Origin of the sequence: Clostridium sartagoforme, from assembly GCF_004794105.1 — a bacterium.
Classification (GTDB): domain Bacteria; phylum Bacillota; class Clostridia; order Clostridiales; family Clostridiaceae; genus Clostridium; species Clostridium sartagoforme_B.
Genome location: NZ_SRYR01000003.1, coordinates 54,293 through 78,413, shown reverse-complemented (window position 1 = coordinate 78,413; position 24,121 = coordinate 54,293). Strand labels below are relative to the sequence as shown.

The 24,121-nt window shown below is 27.9% G+C and carries 18 protein-coding genes; 2 read left to right on the top strand and 16 right to left on the bottom strand.

The features are described 5' to 3' along the window. The 6 genes from E5347_RS08855 to E5347_RS08830 all read right to left on the bottom strand — a co-directional run bounded on the left by E5347_RS08855 (position 1) and on the right by E5347_RS08830 (position 6,546). A complete protein-coding gene (locus tag E5347_RS08855) occupies positions 1-855 on the bottom strand; it encodes an energy-coupling factor ABC transporter ATP-binding protein (RefSeq protein WP_136006536.1) in 855 nt (284 codons plus the stop codon). Then, positions 843-1,700: an energy-coupling factor transporter transmembrane component T gene (locus E5347_RS08850; protein ID WP_136006535.1), complete on the bottom strand. Its 858-nt coding sequence runs from the start codon at positions 1,698-1,700 to the stop codon at positions 843-845. Before E5347_RS08850 ends, E5347_RS08855 begins: the two co-directional genes overlap by 13 nt. 39 nt (positions 1,701-1,739) lie before the next feature. Then, positions 1,740-2,360 (bottom strand): ECF transporter S component, encoded by a 621-nt coding sequence (locus E5347_RS08845; protein ID WP_136006533.1) that lies wholly within the window; start codon positions 2,358-2,360, stop codon positions 1,740-1,742. Between the two features lie 297 nt (positions 2,361-2,657). Then, complete coding sequence (locus E5347_RS08840) at positions 2,658-4,247, bottom strand: glycine betaine ABC transporter substrate-binding protein (RefSeq protein ID WP_136006531.1); 1,590 nt, start codon at positions 4,245-4,247, stop codon at positions 2,658-2,660. After that, a complete protein-coding gene (locus E5347_RS08835; RefSeq protein WP_136006529.1) occupies positions 4,240-5,373 on the bottom strand; it encodes an ABC transporter ATP-binding protein in 1,134 nt (377 codons plus the stop codon). Before E5347_RS08835 ends, E5347_RS08840 begins: the two co-directional genes overlap by 8 nt. A gap of 369 nt (positions 5,374-5,742) precedes the next feature. Further along, entirely contained in the window at positions 5,743-6,546 is an 804-nt protein-coding gene (locus E5347_RS08830; RefSeq protein ID WP_136006527.1) for an HAD family hydrolase, read from the bottom strand. 522 nt (positions 6,547-7,068) lie between these two features. On the opposite strand from E5347_RS08830, the gene E5347_RS08825 reads away from it, so the two are divergent. Both E5347_RS08825 and E5347_RS08820 read left to right on the top strand, forming a co-directional pair. Further along, entirely contained in the window at positions 7,069-7,572 is a 504-nt protein-coding gene (locus E5347_RS08825) for a hypothetical protein (RefSeq protein WP_136006525.1), read from the top strand. 4 nt (positions 7,573-7,576) lie between these two features. Further along, entirely contained in the window at positions 7,577-8,608 is a 1,032-nt protein-coding gene (locus tag E5347_RS08820; RefSeq protein ID WP_136006524.1) for a hypothetical protein, read from the top strand. Between the two features lie 199 nt (positions 8,609-8,807). Here the strand turns inward: E5347_RS08820 and E5347_RS08815 are convergent, their stop codons facing one another. The 10 genes from E5347_RS08815 to E5347_RS08770 form a co-directional block, all read right to left on the bottom strand. Then, a complete protein-coding gene (locus tag E5347_RS08815; protein ID WP_136006522.1) occupies positions 8,808-9,845 on the bottom strand; it encodes a LacI family DNA-binding transcriptional regulator in 1,038 nt (345 codons plus the stop codon). Between the two features lie 20 nt (positions 9,846-9,865). Further along, positions 9,866-11,185 (bottom strand): glycoside hydrolase family 30 protein, encoded by a 1,320-nt coding sequence (locus E5347_RS08810; RefSeq protein WP_136006520.1) that lies wholly within the window; start codon positions 11,183-11,185, stop codon positions 9,866-9,868. A gap of 14 nt (positions 11,186-11,199) precedes the next feature. Then, the gene (locus E5347_RS08805; protein ID WP_136006518.1) at positions 11,200-14,340 is read right to left on the bottom strand and encodes a hypothetical protein; all 3,141 of its coding nucleotides are present in this window, start codon (positions 14,338-14,340) and stop codon (positions 11,200-11,202) included. Positions 14,341-14,375: 35 nt separating this feature from the next. Continuing rightward, a complete protein-coding gene (locus E5347_RS08800; protein ID WP_136006516.1) occupies positions 14,376-15,203 on the bottom strand; it encodes a carbohydrate ABC transporter permease in 828 nt (275 codons plus the stop codon). 1 nt (position 15,204) lies between these two features. Then, entirely contained in the window at positions 15,205-16,134 is a 930-nt protein-coding gene (locus tag E5347_RS08795; protein WP_207670468.1) for a carbohydrate ABC transporter permease, read from the bottom strand. A gap of 61 nt (positions 16,135-16,195) precedes the next feature. After that, entirely contained in the window at positions 16,196-17,524 is a 1,329-nt protein-coding gene (locus tag E5347_RS08790) for an extracellular solute-binding protein (RefSeq protein ID WP_136006514.1), read from the bottom strand. A gap of 332 nt (positions 17,525-17,856) precedes the next feature. Continuing rightward, complete coding sequence (locus tag E5347_RS08785) at positions 17,857-18,762, bottom strand: Gfo/Idh/MocA family protein (protein ID WP_136006512.1); 906 nt, start codon at positions 18,760-18,762, stop codon at positions 17,857-17,859. Positions 18,763-18,871: 109 nt separating this feature from the next. Then, entirely contained in the window at positions 18,872-20,590 is a 1,719-nt protein-coding gene (locus tag E5347_RS08780; protein ID WP_136006511.1) for a methyl-accepting chemotaxis protein, read from the bottom strand. Between the two features lie 821 nt (positions 20,591-21,411). Next, complete coding sequence (locus tag E5347_RS08775) at positions 21,412-22,134, bottom strand: M28 family metallopeptidase (RefSeq protein ID WP_136006509.1); 723 nt, start codon at positions 22,132-22,134, stop codon at positions 21,412-21,414. 522 nt (positions 22,135-22,656) lie between these two features. Next, on the bottom strand, positions 22,657-24,045 hold the full coding sequence (locus E5347_RS08770; RefSeq protein WP_136006507.1) for a glycoside hydrolase family 1 protein: 1,389 nt from the start codon (positions 24,043-24,045) through the stop codon (positions 22,657-22,659). Positions 24,046-24,121: the final 76 nt, after the last annotated feature.

Genomic DNA, 24,121 nt, shown 5'->3' with positions numbered 1-24,121 from the left:
TTATTCACCACCATATATAATTTCTTTACATATTTTTATTATCTCTTTCTCTAAAATAGGTATTTCATCAACCTTCATACCTTCTTTTTTCATCCTTAGGCCAAGCATTGCATATTGTGGAATAGCAGTGTTATAACTTAATACTTTTTCATCTGAAAGTATTTCCTTTGCTTTGCCATCCATTACTTTTTTACCATTATGCATAACTATTATTTGATCCGAATATTCAGCAATTAACTCTACCTTATGCTCAACTAATATTATTGTCTTTCCAATTTCCTTCATTAATTTTATAGTTTCAAAAACCTCTTCTGTCCCTTGTGGATCTAATTGTGAAGTCGGCTCGTCTATTATTAGTATATCTGGTTCCATTACTAAAATTGAAGCTAATGCAATTCTTTGCTTTTGTCCTCCAGATAGTTCCATAGGTTTTTTATCCTTTAAATATTCAATCTTTAGGAACTTCATCATCTTCTCAACCCTATTTCTTATTACACTTACTTCCACTCCTAAATTTTCTAGTCCATAAGCAATTTCATCATATACTGTATCTTTTATACCACTTATTTGTATAAAAGGATTTTGGAATACAAAACCAACCTTAGATGCTAATTCTCCCCCATCATATTCATTAATATTTTTGCCATCTATTATTATCTCTCCAGTAAAATCTCCCTTAAAAAAGCCTGGTACAAATCCCCTTAAGGCATTACATATAGTTGTTTTTCCACTTCCATTACTTCCTATTATTGAACAGAAATCTCCTTTTTCTATAGAAAAGCTAATATTACTTAAGACTTCTTTCTCACTTGTTGGATACTTATATGATAAATTTTTAACTTCTATAAAAGCCATAATCTAATCCTCCATGCCACAATAATTAAGATAATTAATATCATCAATGCCATCATTATCTTATCACTATTGCTTTTTTCTAAATTCTTTAAGCTAGTTCTCTTTGTCTTAACAGAAAAGCCTCTTGCTTGAAGGGTTAATGCCCTTTCTTCTGTACTCGCTATAGATGAAATTACTAGTGGTCCTATTACTGGCAAAAATGCCTTTACCCTATTTTTAATACTTCCTTCAGTTTCAACACCTCTAGATCTTTGAGCATCCATTATTACTTCAGATTGCTTTTTCATTAATGGAACCATTTGTATTGTAGAAAGAACTATGTAACTTGCTTTTGACGAAATGCCCATTTTCTCTAAAGAAAATATAAAATCCTTTATATCTGTAATTCTAAAAAACATTACAAAAGAAGAACCTATTGCAACAATTCTAGAACTCATCTTTAATCCAAAATTAATACCTTCTTCAGTTAGCTTTAAAAAACCTAAACTCCAAATAACTCCTTCTCCAGGATAAAAAAACATTTGCATAATTAATATGAAGAAAGCTAATATACCAATAGAGGCTAGTCCATATTTTATATATTCCTTAATAACGCCACAATTAGCTGCTATTACTGCACATATAAAAAAACATCCATATGAATAAATTACATTATCAAATAAAATTGCAGATAAAGCTATAGTACAAGCCATCAACAATTTTGTTGTTGGGTATAATCCATTTAAAAACCCTTTTTCCTTCATTAATATCACCTCTAAATTTAATTTATATAATACAGGAAATACTATGTAATCTCTTTTGTCTTCTTCTTTACTCCAAAATTTCTTTTGGGTTCTTATTCCCACAAAAAACTCTTCATAGTACCCTTAATATTTCTTTCTATATTAAAAATCCAATTGTCTTTTTGGCTTTCTTTTAATATATTGACTTCCATATTTAAGCTTTGATAAATATCTTGCTGATATTCTGTTGATTATAAATGATACTACATATACAACTATCAATTTATCTATAATTTCTTGAATAAAAGCTGTTGAAAATACTGCTGTCCATAACTGCTGTCCAGATGCTAATAAACCAGCAGTTAAAATAGATCCTGATGAACCAGTTAAACCACCAAAGAAAATTACTGTTATAGGTGCATTAGTTAAAGTAGATACAAAGGTTAATATTAACCCTGATATAAACACTTTAAACTCAGTCTTAAAGAAACCCTTTTTTGATAAAAATGCTGCTGCCATTCCCACTGTCATACTAGTTATAACATAAGGGAAGTAAACTGGATTAAATATTGCATTAATTAAATTAGTTACAAAGCCTGCTACTACTGCTAATGCAGGACCTCCTATAACTCCAATTAATACAGTACCTATAGAGTCTAGAAAAATTGGTAATCTTAAAAGTTGACACAGTTGAAATCCTACCATATTAATAGCAACTGCCACAGGTATTAATAAGATTGCTATTAATGTAAAATCCTCTGATAAACTAAACTTTTTACTCATTATTCATCCCTCCTATAATATAAGAAATCACTTTAGTAAAATGTTTTAATATATCGTTTTCAAGATAAATGATACCTTTATTGTCTGTCTTTGTCAATTATCTCCTTTTACTTTTTCATCATCTTAATAAGTTATATTACCCTAAAATCTAATGATAATTTCAAAAAAATATAGTTCAAAAAAGGAACTCACTTTAAGTGAGTTCCTTTTTTTACTACTATATTAGTTAATAATTTATACTATGCTATATTTAAAGTTTAAAAACCCATGCCGAGTTTTCACCTTAATTATCAATTGTTAATTGCCCATAAGTCCTTCTGCTTCTAAGAATTCCTTAGCCACAGTTTTTACATCTCTTTTATTTATATCAACTTCATAGTTCATCTTTCTCATTTTCTCTTCAGTTAGTTTTCCTTCTACCATAGCTATTACTTCTCTTAGTTCTGGGAACTTTTCTAAAGTATCTTCTCTAATAACAGTTACAGCATCATATGGTGGGAAGAAGCTTTTATCATCTTCTAACACTACTAAGTTAAACTTGTCTATTAATCCATCTGTAGTAAAGGCATCAATTACTTGAGTTTCATTATTTGCAACTGCTGAATATCTTAGGCCTCCATCAACTGGTTTAACTGCTTTAAAACTCATATTGTATGCTTTTTCTAAGCCTATAAGCCCATCTTCTCTATTGGGGAATTCTATAGTTGGTCCAATGACAAGCTCTTGTGAAACATTTGCCAAATCTGATACAGTTTTTAAGTTGTACTTTTCAGCGGTTTCTTGAGTAACTGCCATAGCATAAGTATTATTAAATCCTAGTGGGTTTAATGTTTCTAAGTTATAATCACTTTTAAATCTATCCTTAACTATATTATAGACTTCTTCCCTATTTGAATTATTATCATTAATATTTAATATATTTACATAGCCTGTACCTAAATACTCAGCATATAAATCCACTGCTCCTGATTTAATTGCATTAAAGGTAACTTGACTACCTCCTAAATTGAACTTTTCTTCTACTTCAATATCAGTATTATTTTTTATAAGTTCAGATAAAACATTTCCTAATATAAGTTGCTCAGTATAATTCTTTGATGCAACAGTGATTTTTCTATCATTTCTTCCCATTATCTTTGGTACTATTAATAATCCAAGTATAATAATTACTGCTAATGATGTAGCAATAATATTAAATTTCTTTCTTTTCTTAGATAAAGCTTTCCTCTTTGCCTTCATAGTTCCATCTGATCTTTTTATACCATTTGGCATAGTTGATTCTTCTATTTTTCCTGTTACCCAATCTATTACTAAGGCTAATACTGCTGCTGGTATAGCACCAAATAAGATTAAGTAATAATCTACTGTTTGAATTCCTGAGTATACTAGGTATCCTAGTCCACCTGCTCCAACAAAGGCTGCAATAGTCATAAGTCCAACTGCTGTAACAGCTGCCATTCTTATACCAGCCATAATTACTGGCATTGCTAGTGGAATCTTTATTAATCTTAAAGTTTGTCTATTGGTCATACCTAGCCCTTTAGCTGCTTCTAACATATCTGGATTTATATTTATTATTCCAGTATAAGTATTTTTAATTATTGGTAACATTGAATATAAAACTACCATTGTTATAGCTGGTGCAGATCCTATACCTATTATGGGAATTAAGAATCCTAAAATAGCTAAACTTGGTATAGCTTGTGTAAGATTGGCAATCCCTATTACAATAGAAGCAAATTTTTTATTCCTTGTTATTACTATTCCAAGTGGTACACCAATTACAACTGCTATTAATACAGCCATAACTGTAAGTTCTATATGTTCTAATAGAAGGGAGAGAATTTCTGATTTTTTTACAATTAATTGCTCCATAAAACTACTCATCATTATTACCTCCCATTTCTATATATTGACTGCTTAATACTGTAATTAAACTACTTCTTGTTACTAAGCCTCTAAGTTTACCTTCTGCATTACATACTGGTAAGTAACCTCTTTTTAAGTTATTAAAGACTTCTAAAAGTTCTGGTAAACTCATATCCTCACAAACACAAGCAGGATCACTACTCATGATTTCTTCTATTAATGCTTTCTTATTTTCTACTTTCTGAATCTTTTCAAGAGTAACAAATCCTAGAAGTTTACCTGTTTTATCTGTTGCTAATAAACTATCAACCTTCTTTTCTCTCATAATTTGAATACCCTGCAAAACATTTCTCTTAGGGTTTACTGTTACTGGATTTGTAATCATAACATCTTCTGCCCTAATCATTTCAGGCTTTGACCAAATTTTATTCTTACCAACGAAATCTTCAACATATGGCCCTGCTGGATTTTTTAATATATTTTCTGGAGTATCATATTGAAGTATTTCTCCATCTTTCAATATACATATCTTATCTGCTAAATTAAGAGCCTCATCCATATCGTGAGTTACAAAAACAATTGTTTTCTTATATTCTCTTTGAATATTAAATAACTCTTCTTGTAATTCAGTTCTTGTTATTGGATCTAAAGCACTAAAAGGCTCGTCCATAAGAATTATTTCAGCATCTGCTGCAAAAGCTCTTGCAACACCAACTCTTTGTTGTTGTCCACCACTTAATTCCACTGGATATCTATCACTAAACTGTTCTGGATCTAATCCAACCATATTTAATAATTCATTAGTCTTCTTATCTATAACACCATCAGCCTTACCCATAAGCTTTGGAATTATTTCGATATTTTCTTTAACTGTCATATGAGGAAATAATCCAGTTTGTTGAATTACGTATCCAATGCTTCTTCTAAGCTTAATCGGATCCTCCTCTTTTATATTTTTTCCATTAACTAATATTTCACCAGAGGTTGTTTCTATTAATCTATTTATCATTTTTAATAATGTAGTTTTACCACAACCACTTGATCCTATTAGTACTACTAAATCTCCACTATCTATATTCAAATTAAAATTCTCTAATATAATATTGGATTTATAGCTTTTCTTAACATTTCTAAATTCTATCATATAACCCTCGCTTTCCTACAACTTATTATACACTATAAGTTGTCAGTTTACAAAAAAGCTTTTTCCAGTTAGCTTGTATAAAATATAAATATTGCTAATTTTGCTTTAAATAACACTATAATGCTCTTTCATTCTTTTTATTTTACTTTTACTGGTAAACTTCATGTGAAATACAAATATAACGACAAAGATAAATAGAATATGCTCTTTATTTAAAATGAAAAAATTAAGGAATGAAAGAATTAAAAAAGGAAGTTTTGCCATGCAAAACTTCCTTACTTTCAAAGATACCCTTATAAAAAATCTATAAAGATTTTTTATAAGCATTCTTTCATTTTTTTATTCTTTCATTAATAAAATGCATAGCATTTATATTAATCCTAACTTCTTAAGTCCTTTTTCTATTCCTTCATTAGCTACATCTTCTGTAAAATCATATGCATATTGTTCTAGCTTTTCATGATAACCACCCATAGCTATTCCATACTTTACTGCTTGGAACATTTCAATATCATTTTCACCATCACCAAAGGCATAAGCATTATCTTTACTTATATCTAATAAGCCTAATAAATGTCCTACTCCATATCCCTTTGTATACTTAGCCTTATAGATTTCAAAAAGTCCACCATTACTTAGATTTGACATAAATGCATATCCTTCTTTTAAAAATCTTTCACAAACTAAATCAAAGGATTTATTATCATAAGCTACTGCTATTATCTTGCTAACTTTTACAGTTTCTTTATCCCATTCTTCACTAAAGTTGTCTATATTTAAATTAGCTTCTTTTATAAGATTTGATATTTTTTCATTCTTAAGATCTAAAACATAATTACTTTCTTGACCTTCAAGCATGTACACAACATTATTTTCTTCTAGAAAATCAAGTAATACCTTAAGCTCTTTATTATCTAAGGTTTCATTAAATAAGACCTTATTGTCTATCTCTGCATAAGCTCCATTTGACGCTATATATCCATTTAGCCCTAAATCTACTATTCCTTCATCTATACAATTTTTTGGTCTTCCAGTTGCTAAAATAGTTAAATAACCATTTTCTCTTAACTTAACTATAGCATCCTTAGTTACTTTTGTTGGCGCATATATCTTCTTTGTCCAATCTATTAAGGTTCCATCTACATCAAAAAATACTACTCCTTTATGCTTCATAACTTCCTCCTTATACCTTAAAACTTTTATTTTTTATCTAATTACTAGTGCCAATAGTACCCCCATATTTATGTGGGATATAATAACTGACTTGTCCATAAATAATTGATTCTAAAACTCATATGTTTAATCTTGCTCATAGACAAACTGTATAAGCCTAAAAATTACTTACAAATCTATGATTATATAATAACAAAAATATATAAAAGTTTATATCAAATTATGATAATATAATTCATACTATCTCACTTTATCCTTGGTATTTACCCTACCTCACCAAAAAAATGAGGAGTTTTATATTCTGTACCAAGGCTATAATCTCTTTTGAACCCCTAGTCTAACTGGAAGTATTATAAATACAAAAAGAAAACTCAAGTAATTCAGATTTTTTATTTTAAAATCATAATACAAGAAAGGTTTATTGCAATAAAATCATGAAATATGTTAATATTCAATTAACATATTAATGAATAACTACATTATTATGGGTTTTGTATAAATAAGAATTAAAGGAGGCTAAGAATGTACACATATAAATTAGTTAATAACGATGAATTTAAAACTGCTTATAAAGAATATTATAGAAAAAATCTTTTAAAAGGTAGTTTAATTATCACTGGTTTTATCACTTTGATATTATTCTTATTATTATTTTTATTTCTAATAATAATTTATAAAGCAAATTTGATAATACTTATATGTATTTATAGTATAACATTAATACTAGAAGCAATAATATTTTCTAAATCTTACAAAAATGCAATTAGAAGAATATTAGATTCTGTATCTAATACTGAAATAAATATTTCTTTTGATGAAAAAGGAATATACATTTCTCAAGATGGTATATTGAGAAATATTAGCTGGAAAGCAGTGAGAGAAGTTATTGTTGATGAAAATAATTTATTGTTCCATTTCAATGTCACTGGAGTTCCTGGCAATTTCTTTTACTTAAAATTTTTTGATGTTCAAAAAGAAGATTTACTTATAGATATAAAAAAATATGTGATGGTGAAAGGATGTTAATAATATGAAGTTTGAGTTTAAGCCATCAGAAAACAATATAAGTTTTCGAGAATATTTAGATTATTTAACCCTGACACTACCAGGTGTTACTATATATAGACAAACTATTTTACTTCCTTGTTTAATAGCTATATTTTCCATGGCAACTTATATATTAAGTGATTATTATATAGGATTTACTTATATACTTATTTTAATAATTATCATACTTTTATTTTATTTCCTAATAATCAAGGTAATTAAGTCTAAGAAAAAGAAAGTGCTAAAAAATAATAATCTATACTATGATCTTGAAAGTACCTTTTACTTTACAGTAGAAGATGGTTATTTAATAAGAGAAAATGAATTTAGTAATATTAAGCTTCAATTAGATAAAATTAAATATATTAAGCTTTTAAAAGGCGGAGTAATTTTAACCACAGAAAATGAAAATGTTTCTCTTTTTATTCCAAGAAATATATTACCTGTTCCTTTAGAAGAATTTATATCATTAATCAAAGAGAAAAATAATTCTCTTATTATTCTAGAAGAGTCTAAAAGGTTAAAAAAATTATCAAAAAAACTAAATATAATATTAGTAATTACTCTTATACTAGCTTGTATTTTCGGCTTTTTCCTTGGAAAGTATTCTTTTACAAGATATGATTTAGTAATGGAAAATGAATTGATTAAACAAAATGATAATACTTATCTTTATGAAAATGATACTCTTGGGTTCTCATTAACTTTTCCTAGTACCTGGGAAGGAAAATTCGGCATTGAGGAAAGAGAAGATGGGATAGATGTATATTATCTAGTAAATGGCAAACAAAGTCATTACACTACTTTATTATTTTCAATAAGAGGTTTAGGAGTATTTTTTAATAATATTGATTTCAATCTTATTAAAAATGAAGGCTTATACTTTTTTGTAGGCCCATCTGAAATTGAACTCAGGAAGGATTCAAAAGAGCATTTAGAGTATTTAGATCTATATAAAGATATAAAAAACATAAAATTACGTGAAAACACATACTATCCCACTAAAATACAATAATCCCCTTAAGCTTAGCCATTTAATTTGACAAATTTGATTATTTAATTTTAAGGAAAACCTTCTTATTGTCATGAAGAAAATTAATTAATATATCAATAATTAAATAACTATATGATAAATATTTAGAAATTGAAAAAAGAGGCTGTATCAAGATTGATTTATATAATCAATCTTATACAGCCCCTTATACTTTTAGTATTTATCTTTCTTCTACATTCTCATCTTTAGCTCTTGCGCAAGATTCCCTAACTATCAATTCTACAGGAATAACTTTATTTATTGCTAACCTTTCCTTTTTATTTATTTGTTCAACTAAAATATCTATTGCTGCCTTACCTATATCATCGCAATTTTGTCTTATTGTAGTTAATCTTGGAGTAACATACTCCGCTAGTTCTATATCATCAAAACCAATTACTGAAATATCTTCAGGAACCTTTAATCCGCTATTTTCTATTGCTCTTATAGCTCCTAATGCCATTTTATCTGATGATGCCAAAACAGCCGTTGGTGGATTTTTTAACTTTAATAATTTATTCATTGCTTCATATCCGCTATCAAAATCAAAGTTTTCACCACTTACTAAATAATCATCATTTCTATATAAATTAAATTCTTTTATATATTTTTTATATGCTTCCATTCTTGTTACACTTGGTAAATTATCTGTTTCTGAAGTTCCACATATATGAGCTATTCTTTTATGACCTAACCTAAATAAGTACTCTATAGCTAGTTTAGAACCATATTCATTATCTGAAGTGACTGTAGAAGTATTATCATTAAGCATATCGATAACAACTATAGGGAAATCACTTTCAATTAATTTTAATGTTTCTTTATCATTTGGATCCGTACATATTATTGCTATTCCATCAACACATTTATATTTAAAATACTCTAAAAAAGTGGTATTTTTTAATCTATCATTTTTTGATCCAAATAAAAGAGAATATCCATGTTTATCTGCCTGCTTCTTAAATGCCTCTATAACTTTAGAGAAAAAAGGGTGACTTAAACCTATTCCCAAATCTTCAAAATATACTACTCCTAAAGTCCAGCTTTTCTTTGTTGTTAATCCTTGTGCTTGTGCATTTGGTAAGAAATTTTCTTTTTCTAATATTTTTTTTATTTTTTTTCTTGTTTTATCACTTACATCAGGATAATCATTTATTACTTTAGAAACAGTGGTAGTAGACACACCTGCAATTTTTGCTATCTCATATATAGTACTCATTCACCCTCCCCCTTTCTCGATTATTTTATTATTGTATAGATAGAATTTTTAGTTACTTTAATACTTATTTCTTCTCCATCTATATTTAAATTTACAGTTTTATCTTCCTCATTTTCATTCATAATTACAACAGTAGCAACTCCATTATTAATACAAGCTAAGCAATGCACTTTATCTATATCAGATTTTGATAATACTCTTATTGAATCTTTTTTAATGAACTTACTAAAATGAGCTATATAATAAAATGAACTATTATATATTACATTGCTGTTATTTTCTATTATAATTGGAGAGTCACATAAGTTTCCTACATGATTCGGACCTCCAGTTTCATCTAAAACTATGTTCCAATCTATCCAAGCCTCAACATAATTATTTAAATCTCCAATTATATTTCTACCATATCTTTCTCCTGTTTTCCATGAACCTATATGAACTCCACCTTCTTGGCATCCTTCTGTGAAAATTAAATGTTTATCTGGATAATCATTGTGCACCTTAGAGCTATTTTCAAACTCCTCAGAAACATACCAATGTATACCTGTTCCCCATACATATTGATTAGCCTCTTTATCATCTAAAACCACTTTAGCTCTATCATATACTAAATCTCTATTATGGTCCCATATTATTATCTTTTTATCATTTAAATTACTTTTTTCAAATTCTGGTCCTAAAAAGTACTTAATAAAATCACGTTCTTCTTCTGCTGTGTACTCACATGAATCCCAAACTTGTATTGCAGCAGGTTCATTTTGGACTGTTACTCCCCAAATATTAAAACCCTTTTTCTCCATTTCCTCTATATATCTAACATAGTATTTAGCCCATAATTCTTTATAATTATCTTTTATTTTTCCCCCATTATTCATATCATCATTTGTTTTCATATATTTGGGAGGACTCCATGGACTTGCTAATATACTCAAATCTTCATTTCTTATATCTTTTACCTCCCTTAAGATTGGTAAAACATACTTCTCAGCATTATCAAGTGAAAATGAATTTAAAGATTCATCATTTTCATCTACATATGAATAATTATCTAATGAAAAATCACAACTATTAATATGAACTCTTGTAAAATTATAGCCTAGTCCATCTTTTTCATCAAAATAATCTTTTAATATTTTATTTTTATCTTTATATTTTTCAAGCACATATGCACTTGATTCAGTTATTGCACCTCCAAAACCTAGTATCTTTTGGAATTTTTCCCTAGTGTCTACACTTATTCTATCATTTGACTTAGAGTCTGTACATATTTCATTTATATCATATTCTTTTAGTCTATCCTCACTATTTTTTCTTGTTATATAAACCTTATATTCACTCATCTATTCTCACCATCTTATATAATAAAAACTATTATATCCTTTACTAAATTATTTCTAATATCTTCTGCTATACTTCCATTAATTTTATTTGAATTAATTTCAATCTCTTTATTATCTTTATAAATTAACTTGTATCTTTCTATTACTCCCCTATTTTCACCAAAGGTATTTTTATTACTATCATTTATATATGTTAAGCTTATACTTCCCAATAAGGTTGTAGAAATTTTATTTTCTTTAAAGAAATCTTTTGATAATATTGGACTTAATTTAAATTCAAGTATTCCATTTTCATATCTAAATATGTTCTCTCCTACCATCATAATCTTCCATATATTTAACATCTCAACTGTTGTCCCACTTAATCTTGCAACAAATCCTTTTCCATGGACTCTTTCATCTGGATTAGCACTACTTGCTATAAATGATGAATTTTCTAATATACTTCTGCCATAAACTTCTGGATTCATAAATGCTGGTAATACGTTTTTTATATCCTCAAAAAACTCACTATATAAGCCTTGTTTTATAAGTTGTAATATATATTTAAACTCCATATGCATAAAAATTGATTCTCTTTCAAGCCATCCTGCTGTGAAACTTCTAGCTCTACCTATTTCAAATGTAACTTCTTCTAAAGATTCTGATGTTTTATACATTTTTAGCTTTTTATCATATATATCACTATCTCTAATAATTTTATATATCTTAGTTTTTTCCTCTTCTGATAAATCCGTTTTTAGATATCTTGCATATCCTTCTAAAAAGTCAGGAAGAAAATTGACTTCTACTTTAACTGGAGTTATTCCTTCTTCATTTTCCTTATATTCCTTTACATCATAATATATAAATGTTGGTATCTTATTATTATTTTTTTCCTTTATTTCTGATATACCCTTATCAATTTTATTTATAAATTTATTTAAAAGATCTTTTAATCCTTCAGAAGTTATTATTTCTTCTAAACCATCTATATTATTTTTAGTTTTCTCTCTAAATAATTCTCTTGAATTAGATACTCTATTCCAATAATCTAATTGAGATATGTTTTTACTATCTAATTTATCTAATGAATTATCAATATCTTTTAATAAATCACATATTTCTATTGGTAGTTTAATTCCACCTTCTAATATGTTTATATTTCTTTGTATAAATTCTAATAACCTTTTTAATTCAGCAGTTTCTGCAAAGCTTGATCCTAAAATACCAGGTAATCCATTCATAGCATCGTTCCATCCTGGTTTCCCTGCTTCCATTTCTATTCCATATCCATACATATCTAAACTTGAAAATTTCAATGTTGATAGTATAAATAACTTACTAATTAAATTAGTTTTATATAAATTTCCCTTTGAATCATTTAACCATTTTTCATTATTTTCTTTTTTACTTAAGGCTAGGTATTGTCTTAGCTTTCCATCTTCTACTACATACTTTTTCTTTCTTGGTAGTACATATTCTGGTGAATTAAAAAATATATAATCACTATCTTCATATAATAATTCTTTTATTTTATCTGGATAAACATCTAAATATTCTTCTATTAAATCTAGATTATATGTCCAATGGTCTATCCAGAATCCTTCTCCAAAATCTACATCTATTTCATCTTCAGAAATACTTATAATTTCATTAATCACTTCATTTAAATTTGTTACTTTATCTATGTCTTTTAGCTTCGCATATAATTCTCCAATGGTAAATTTATCATTTAATGACTCTATTAGCTTATTATCATTAATGGAGTTTTTATAAAATATATTTTTTAATTTATCATTATTGGAAGTAGCTACCCTAAAATTCTTACCTTTTATAACTAATGGATTATATCCATCTAATTGAATTAAATTATTAAATAATTTTATATTTTCTTTTTCTACAAATGGATGTATATATGTATCCATTCTTCTGTTTTGATTAACATCTCTAAAGTTTCCATTACCTTGAGAATAAAAGTTAGGTTCTATAGTAAAGAAGTTATAATCTCTCTCTAAATCACCATGTTTTCTTGAATATACATAATATACCTTGTCATCTCCAACTTTTATTGGATATCCGCCTCTTAATACATTATCTATATAGCATTGCTTTATATATTCATCAAATAAAGGATAATTTGTAACTGTATTAACATGTTTAGATATTTCATCTATTAATTTATTTGATTCTATCCTTTTTGCTTCAAAGTATTCTTTATTTACTATTCTATTTAAATTTTTATCTATATCATCAGCTGAATTCATATATCCTAAATAACTATATATTTCTATACTATCATTTAATTCGTAACTTTTCCCACTGAATGCACATGGTACTTTATTATAAGATACTTTTGGTTGGTCTTTAAATATATTATCTAGATAATTATCCTCAAAAGCTTTTGGCTTTAATAATGATGCATCATATCCAAATATAGTATCTTTATCAACTATAGGATTTAAAATATTATTATTTTCATCGAAGGCCAAGTAAAAATATGCATTATCTATTTTTTCAACCTTGGTTGTATCTCCTGTAGATGAGCTTAACTTATATATTGCAACTTTGTTATCTTTAATCTCACCTCTCATCCAGCTTCTAAGTGTATTGGACATTTCTTTATAGGCTTGATTATCTGATCCATATGGTAAAATCGATGATACTCCATCTATAATTTCTACGTTCATACTTATATTGGATTTATTAAATATTTTAAGTTTTCTTGCAAATGCTGCAAAAGGTTCCTTTGGTACTGTATAATAAGTAACTTCAATATCAATATTTAAATCATTATTTTCTTCTAATATCCTTATTTCGTTATTTTTTATTTTCAAATATCTGGTTACTTCATAATTTGAATTTGGTGAAAATGGCTCAAAAATAATCTCTTTATCGCCTTTTATCTTTATAAAGGTTCTAAATCCATTTGTTGTAACCATTTTATACGCTTCATTAGCTGGGAAAAATTCCATCATACAATTATCTTTATCTTTTATTCCTATACTACTTATAGCTTGTCCTCTATTGACATAGAATGACCACATTGGTATTCCTTCTATTCCTGCAATAGCAGATAAAAAACTTGAAAATGTTGATTTTTTATCATAATCTTTTATAACATAATATCCCAAATCATCTATATAATCTTTATCTAGTCTATCTTCAATATTCATATATAAAACTTCTCCTTATTACTTTTCTAAAAAGTCTATTCTTTGACACTTCCTGCGGATATACTACTAATAATGTATTTTGAGAAGAACATAAATGCTATCATTATAGGTAACACTGATATAGCTACAGTTAAGTAAGTTGCACCCATATTTTGGCTTATATCTTTTGAAGCCTTCATAGATGCCATCATTACTGGTAGTGTAAATTTATCTGGACTTAATAATAAAACTAATGGTATTAAATAGTTATTCCATGATCCTATAAATGTACTTATGGCAATAGTTGCTATCCCTGGCATCATAATTGGCAGGCCTATTTTATGAAATGTTTTTATTTCACTTGCACCATCTATTCTGGCTGCCTCTATTACTGTTTTTGGTAAAACTGATTGTAAATATTGCTTTAAGAAAAATACAACAAATGGATTAGCTATTGCTGGTATTATTAATGGTAAATAACTATCCATAAGTCCCATTGCATTAACTAGATCATAAAATCCTAATAGACCTAGTTGTGAAGGAACCATCATTAAAACTAAAATTATAGTAAATATTAAATTGGATCCTTTAAATTTATATATTGCAAAGCCATATGCTGTTAGAGCTGAAAAATATGCAGTTAATGCTGTAACACAAACTGATACAAATAAGCTATTTCCAATCCCTCTAAAAATATTGAAATATTGAGTCATGATTTCCCAGTTATCACCTAATGAATTTCCTGGAATCAATGTAAATCCTGACATAATCTCTTGATTGCTTCTTGTTGCATTTATTAACATCATCATAAAAGGCGCTAAACATGTTATACTTAAAATTATTAAAAATAAATATATTAATGACTTTTTGACCTTTGTTGCCATATTACTTCGCCTCCTTATTTTTTTCTTTTCCATACATTGATTTAAATGTAAATGCTGAACATATTGCTATTATGAAGAATAATCCATAAGCAATAGCTGCTGCATATCCTACATTGTTAAATTTGAAGGCTGTATTATATAAATACATAACTGAAGTGTTTAATGCACCTGATGGGCCCCCTATTCCATCTGTAATTAAGAATGGTATATCAAATATTTGAAGTCCTCCTATTAAAGATGTAATTGCAACATATAATAATATAGGTTTTAAAAGTGGTAATGTTATTTTCGTAAATATTGTCCATCTGCCAGCTCCATCTATTGTTGCTGCTTCATAATAATCCTTTGAAATCCCTTGAACACCTGCCATTAATACTAAAAATGAATTTCCAAACCACATCCAAGCTCCTATAACTGCAACAACTAAGACAGCAGTTCCTGGTTGACCTAGCCAGTTTATTTTCGTACTTATTATTCCAAAGTCTACAAGCATTTGATTTAATGTACCAAATTGCCAATCAAGTAATGCTGCAAATAGAAATGCTACTGAAGTAGCTGCTATTAAATTAGGTAAGTAAAATAATGCTCTAAATATACTAAGACCTTTAACCTTATATTTCATATCACTAAATATAATTGTTAATAAGAATGCTAACCCTAATTGAAGTACTATACTTATTGACCATATTTTTACTGTATTCAATAAAGCAGTCCAAAATATGCTATCCTTTGCTAAACGAATATAATTTTGAAATCCTATAAATTCTGCTTCTCCATATCCACTAAAGTTAGTAAAACTTAAATATAAAGTTCTTAATATTGGATATATACTAAAAACTATAAATACAATCAAAAAGGGAAGTATAAATAAATATCCTAATTTATTTACATTATTTATTCCTTTCATACTTCTTTCATTTTTAAGCCTCATATCTTCACTCCTATCTATATTAAAGGGCTGCCACAAGGACAGCCCAATGAAAAATTAATAATTAATTCTTCGGAACTTCTATTTCTGGATAAACTGTTTTTACGTTATTATAAAATTCTTTCAAGCCAGCTTCTTTTGTTTTTTCTCCCTTTTGTACAGATTCTATAGCTTGTCCAAAAAATTTATCTATTTGATCATCATATTTTGTCTTTAGACTATAATCTACTTTTTCTGCTTCTTCTAACCAGAAATCATATGATTTTTGTCCACCTAATGCTGGGTTCTCATAATCCTTATTAGCTTCTAATACTGATTTTAATGCAACTACATCTCCATTTGATTTTTCTATCCACCATTGTGCTACTTCTTCATCTAAAGTACAGAATTTAAGAAAATCCCATGCAGCTTCTTTATTTTGACTATAACTACTAATTCCTATAAATGTTCCACCTGAGAAGTAAGAATTTGGTCCTGTAGTTACACCAAACTTTCCTGCTGTATCTTTAGCATTATCTCTAAGTATTAAAGTTCCCCAAGTTGGTAAAGCATATGAAAATACTTCTGTTTGCTCTGCATTTTTATCTACTTCATCTAACTCTTGCCATTGTGCATCTACTGGAATTCCACCATTCATTGATGCATACCAAGCTGCTGACCATTCAGGCGCAAAAGCTGTCAATTTATCTTGATATAAAGTTACAGCTGCATCTAAATATTCTAATCTAGAATCTGTCATCATTAATTTATTATCTTTAACCCAAGGTTCTGCATCATTTCCATATACAAACCATCTTAAACTTCCTGTGTCTGTAAATACTCTATATCCTTTTGTTTTTAACTCTCTACCCGTTTCTACTATTGTTGCAACATCTTTAAACTTTTCTGCAATAAAATCTGGATCATCATTTCCCCAAACTTCTTTTGCTATATCTCTACGATAAGTTATTCCACCTGGAGTTGTTTGATATGTTAAAGCTCTTAAAACGCCATCTTCATCTGATCCTGCTTTATAAACATAGTCTACTAACTTGTCTTTATATTCATCTGCATTATATGGATCTTGAGTTAAGTCTTCAAAAAATCCTGCTTCAAAGAAATTCGGTAACATTTGTGGTTCCCCAACTATAATATCAGGCACATTTGCTTTACCTCTTAAAGCTGTTGTTAATTTAGTGGCATAATCTGCTGGGGCTATAACAGTAACTTCAACTTCCTTACCTGGATTTTTTTCCTCATAATACTCTGCAAAAGTTTTTAAATCATCTGCTAAACTCCACACAACGATTTTACTATTTGATTCTCCACTTTTTTCTTCTGATTTTCCGCAAGCTATTAATGATGTAGTCATAACACTAACTAATGCTAGTGAAAGTAATTTTTTAAAACCCATTTCAATTCCTCCTCAAATAAATTTTCGAAACCCCTTTCGTTAAATTAAAAAAAATAAACGAAACCCTTTTCTAATTTGGAAATAAATATTCCGATAATTCCTCTTATCGTAACTTCGAAACCCGTTTCGTAATACCCTTTAACTTTCAGAAAATGTTTACAATATAAATTTACTATATTTTTCTTCATTTGTAAATAGTTTTATAAATATTTATTTTCGCAAAATTAGAGCAAATAATCAAAAAATATCTATACATCCATCATTAATACTGCTTATAAAGTTTCAGCATTCTAATAAAGCTAACTAGAATTCTTTTCTAGTTAGCTTTTTCATTAATTATTATTAATATAGTTTACTATCTCTTCACAAATCTTATGTGATATTATAGAGTCCTCTAAACTTGGATTTGGATTCTTCTTTTCTTTTATTGAATCTAAGAAATGAATTATTAAATCGTCAAATCCTCTTTTATAAAGGCTACTTTCCCAGCCCCCAAAGGTAGTTCTTGTCTTTCCATTATTGTTAACTTCAATGCTATCAACTAGATCTTCAACAACAAACTTATTTCCCTTTACCATATATTCAATTACTTCTTCTGTAATACCGGCGCATCTATTCATTATACCAACTGCTGTGGTGTTTTCACCCTTAAATGTAACTACTACACTATTTAATTTATCATTTTTCTTAGAGAAATTAATATCTAAGTTTTTAATTTCTTCATCCATTAAAAATCTTAAAGTATCAACAACATGTATAAAATCTTCAACAATAAACTGTCTAGTATCTCCAGGCGGGTATTCTCTATTTTTTTGCATAACTATAATATCAGCCTTGCCCTTTTTCTTTAATTCACTTACCTTAGGACAAAATCTTCTATTAAATCCTACCATAGCTATTACATTATTCTTCTTAGCTAATTCTACTATTTCTTCACTTTTATTAAGATTATAAGTTAAAGGCTTATCTATATAGACATTAACTCCATTTTCAATTAGCTTCTTAGCAATTTCATAATGTCCATCTGCATGAGTAGAAATTATAGCTCCATCTATATTCTCTGAAATTAAATTTGCATAATCTATATAAGACCTATCTATCTTATATTTATTAGAAACTTCATCTAACACTTTCTTATTTCTAGTAGAAATATATAATTCTACCCCTTCCATTACAGATAGTATTGGTAAATATGCCTTTTTAGCTATAGAACCAAGCCCAATAATAGCGATTTTCATATATAACCTCCAATATTTCTTTACTTTATATAATTATAGTCTATTTTACCAATAATTGAAATCTAAAAATAGATTGTATTAAATTATTCAAACAATCCATACTATGTTTTTATATGTTGAATTTTGAAATTATTTCAGTTAAGTCTTGAGATAATTTAGCTTGTCCTTGAGCTGCCTCTGCAATGTTATTTATAGCAACATTAGCCTCACTAACATTTTCTTTAACTGAAGTAGAATTCTCTGTTACGCCTTGAACCATAGCTGATACCTCATCTATAGCTTCTTTAACTTCAAGAATGGATGCTGCTAACTCTTCACTCATAGCTGCTATTTCACCACTCATTGTGCTAACGAAAATTCCATCCTTTTCATATTGCTTTCCTGATTCAATAAAATTATTAAATTCCTTTAATATATCACTATTCATAAAGTTTAATAGCTTATTGCTACTTTCATCTATACCTTTAAAGCTACCTTTAATTTCATTTACAAGAATCTTTACATTTCCTACGGCTTCTTTAGATGCTTCTGCTAAGTTTTTTACTTCTTCTGCTACAACTGCGAATCCTCTTCCATTTTCTCCAGCCCTAGCTGCTTCAATAGCTGCATTTAAGGCAAGTAAATTAGTTTGTCTAGCAATACCTTCAATAGCATCAGCCATTATTCCTATTTCATTAATTACTTTTCCTTTTTCTATACTTTCAATTATTTCTCTTTCAACATCCTGATAAATATTCATTGTATTACTTATCATCGCTTCTGTATTTGACTTAATTCCAGCTGCTCTACTCATAATTTTTTCAGAATTGTAGCTTCCATCTGTAGCTTTTCCAGATAAAGCATTAACACTTGTAGTTACTTCTAAAGCTATTGTAGAAATTTCTTCTGTAGTCACACTTGTATCAATTATTGCCGAATTAATAGTGCTCGATGCATTATCTATTTCATTAAATTGCGCAGTCATTTCTTCAACTGTAGCTGATAATTCTTCACTTGAAGCAGTTACTTTGTCTACACTTTCTATAACATTTTCAATTAAATGCCTAATATTCCCTTGAGCTGAATTTAAAGCAATTCCTATATCAGCAAATTCTGTTTTAGTTTCAATTTTTATATCTGTAGATAAATCATAGCTAGACATCCTATTAGCTAAAGCCAAGATTTTCATAAGAGATTTACTTATTTTTCTTACCATAATTATAGTACATGTTATTGATACTAATAATGTAATAATAGCTAAAATAATTGTATCTCTAGAGGACTTGGAAAAAATCCCTGCATTTTCTTTATTGGCTTCACTAGCCCACTGATTATTTTTTTCTACTAATTCATTAGCTTTACTTAAAGTTCTTGCCTCAACTTCCTCTAACTCATGGGCTCTAGCTTCTGCTTCTTTCATATTATTAGACTTAATTAAAGGTAGAATAACCTCATCTCTAACTGTGTTATACTCACCTATTTCACTCTTTAATTCATTAAATAATTTCTGATCTTCTTCATTTCCAAGTGCCGATCCGTAAATATCTAAATTAAATGCCGTACTTTCCTTTAACTTAGTTATACTTTCAATTAACAGCTCTTTTTCTTCACCTTCTGCACCATCAAACAACTTATTTAAATTAACTTCTAATTGTAATAAGTTTTGTATTATTTTAGATATACTACTAACACCAAGTACGTTATTTTTATAAAGATTACTGCCTGATTCATTCACCTTGGCTAAATTAGAAATTGACATAATACTAATAGCACTTGTTAATACAATTGTAATACTAAAAGCTGCTACTAACTGAGTTGAAATTCTACTGAACAAAGATTTTTTTCTCATTCTCTATCTCCTTTATAGTCACTTATTCTTAATTGATTTAATATAGGAACTTTGATTTTATCTAGAAGTACAAATATTCTTTTTAATGAAATTTTTTCCATACATTTATTATATATATTATTTATCGATTGTCCAGCTAATTAATACTCTAAAATATGTAAAATTCACAATATAATATTTTACAATATTTTTAATTATCATTTACTGGGTATTTATATTTAAATATCGTATTATAATGAATTTATAATAGTTCTAATAATGAATTGTTTTTAAAAAATTTACATAAGAGTGCAAAATTACGGATTAGGAACATATTTTTAGTATAGTAATAGGAGGGATTTATATGAAAAACATTAGGTCACTTCTGTCAATATATACAGGATTTTAGAGAATCTAAAGAGTTTTGTATATGTAGCAAGCCCGGACCAGGAGGAGGCTATTTTTAAGTACTAATACTTGAGATATTTCTTTATGTGAAAGATGAGTAAACAACTAGCGTAAACTATGAATATTGATTATAACTTTTCAATAGTATAAATTTTAGTTCATTCATTAACTGTTAAAGAAATTAGAAAAATAAAACTATATTTAAAACTAGGGAATAAGAAGTCTTATTATTTTAAAATCTTCTTATTCCCTAACCTTTTAGTAATTTTATATTGAATCTTAAATTAATCACTATATATTAAATTCCTTTTCTCAAGTTGATTAATAGTCATTATTTATCTTAGAAAACATCACTTTATACTATCTTTTTTAAGTTGTTACTTCTATTAACTACTCTCTCATTTGCTTTACTTTCAATTATTTCTCTTGCATCTCTAAAATTCAACTACAAATTTAGATAATGAATCTGCTAATTTCTTTAAATTCTTAAAATCTATACTTTCTGGTCCTGCCATATCTTCTGTTAAACCATCTATTCCTTGTTGTGATATATGAATATTAGGAAGATTATTTTGCTCAAAAGGTACGTAGTCGCTAACTCCATCTCCTGTTTGCATATAGTACTTTACCTTTTCACTTGATATACTATCTTCAAAATCAACCTTATCTTCTGTAAATCTTTCCTTTATTGAATCATATAATTCACTTGAATCTTCAACACTACTTATATTTTTCAATGCTAATGCTCCTGCTTTTTTAGAGCCAACACAATCTATATTTATATTATATATTTTTTCATACATCGGCATCAAAGCTGGAACCAAAGCTTCACTACCTTTTAGATTTCTTTCTTCCCCATTGACTAAAGAAAAAATTATATCTTTATTAGGGGTATTCTGTGTTACTTTTGTAGCCATTTCTATAGCTACAGCTACTCCAGACGAATTATCAAAACTTCCTGAGTAAGCATCAAAATGTGCCGTTATCACTATTGCCTCTTTGTTATTTTCACCACTTACTTTACCAACTACATTATATACATCTAATCCTCTTATTATTTTCTGACGATAAGAATCATCAAATACAGTTTCTAAGTCTAGCTCTGTAAATATATCTACTATATATTGGGTAGTCTTGTCGTTTTTCTCAGTTAGCATATCTCTTGGTGAATATTCCTCTGTAGCAAGTATGGTAATAATGTCTTCTATATTTTTATAGTCAACTGAATAATTTCTTATTCCTATAGATAAGATAGAGATACTAACTATTAAAATAATAGAAATAATTGATATCCTTTTTAATTTATTAATTTTACTCTCCTCCTAAAATTAATTTTGCAGTTAGTTTTTCTTGAGCTTACAGTACATTAAACTTACTACAATTTGAAAATATAATTTCTAATATATTTTTCAGTTTATCTTCTATAGTAATAATATTAAGGATTTACATAATATATTCATAATTTTTAAATGTATTTATAATAAAGAAGTGTTATATATAATTATCTAGTAAATAAAAAACACCCTAATTACCATACTACTGGTTCATAGAGTGTTCTATAGCTTATTTAAAGAAGTTTATATTCTTTAAAACCTACCTGAAGTTCTTATTTTATTATGCTATCCCACAATTTAAAGTTATTAATTCTTAATTGAACTCTTCATGTGGCAAACCCATTTTTATTTTATAAATTCTTTAATCCATTGTCCTGATTTTTTAATAGTCTTCTTTTGAGTTTTTAAGTCTAGTGCAATAAATCCATATCTATTTTTATAGGCATTACACCATGACCAACAATCAATTCCTGTCCAAGAGTGATATCCAAAACAGTTTGATCCTTCTTCTATTCCTTTATGAAGATACTCTAAATGTTCTTTTATAAACTCAATTCTATAGTCATCTTCAATTATTCCTTCAGAATTAATATACCTATCTTCACCTTCTACTCCCATACCATTTTCAGATATATACCAAGGAATGTTGTCATAATTATCTCTTATATTTATAGCAATATCATAAATAGCCTTAGGATAGATTTCCCATCCCCTATAAGGATTCATCCTTCTTCCTGGCATTTCATAATTATCAAAGTACTTGTCAGGCATCCATGGCTTACTTTCATCTACCTTCTCTTCCTTTGCCTTAATTCTTCTTGGGAAGTAATAATTTACTCCAAGGTATTCTATATTATTTTCCTTAATTATCTTTAACTCTTCTTCAGTACTTTCCCATAACACATCATCTTCTTTTAATAAATCTACAAGAAGTTTTGGAAATTCTCCCTTAATTGCTGGCATTAAAAAAGATTCATTAAAGAAAGCATCTGCAATTTTAGCTGCTTTAACATCATCTGGGTTATTAATATCTCTTGGATATGAAGGAGTTAAGTTTAAAATTGTTCCTATTTTAGCTCCATCTTTTCCATAATTATTTTCTTTAAATACTTTAATTGTCTTAGCAGAAGCTAGATTAATATTATATAATGCTTGGATAGCCTTTTTACCATCTACAACTTTTGGATAATGGAACTGATATAAGTATTGTCCCTCTACAACTACTATTGGCTCATTAAAAGTAGTCCAAAGTTTTACTCTATCTGAGAATAGTCTAAAGGCAGTATTTGCAAACTTAACAAATAGATCAACAACATGCTTAGACTCCCATCCACCATATTTATCATACAACTCTACAGGTAAATCAAAGTGATGAAGTGTAATAATTGGAGTAAGACCATTTTTTATTATTTCATTTATTACATTATTATAAAATTCAATCCCATCTTCATCTGCTTCACCAGTTTCAAAGTCTTTAATTAAACGTGTCCATTGAATTGATGTTCTAAAACTATTTAAGCCAATAGATTTAAGCATAGCTAAGTCTTCTTCATAGCTATTATAAAAATTAGATGTTACTTCTGGTCCGACCTTATCAAAGAATGCTTCTGGCTCTACCTCATACCAATAATCAAAAACATTTTTATGTTTCTTATTAAAAGTTCCTTCACATTGAGGTCCTGATGTAGCAGCTCCCCATAAAAATCCGTCTTTAAATTTCATGTTATTATCCATAACCTTCACCCTTTCTTATTAATCTATTTAAAATCCTTGAGAATGCCTCTTTAACTTTATTTTATCCTCTTTAGAA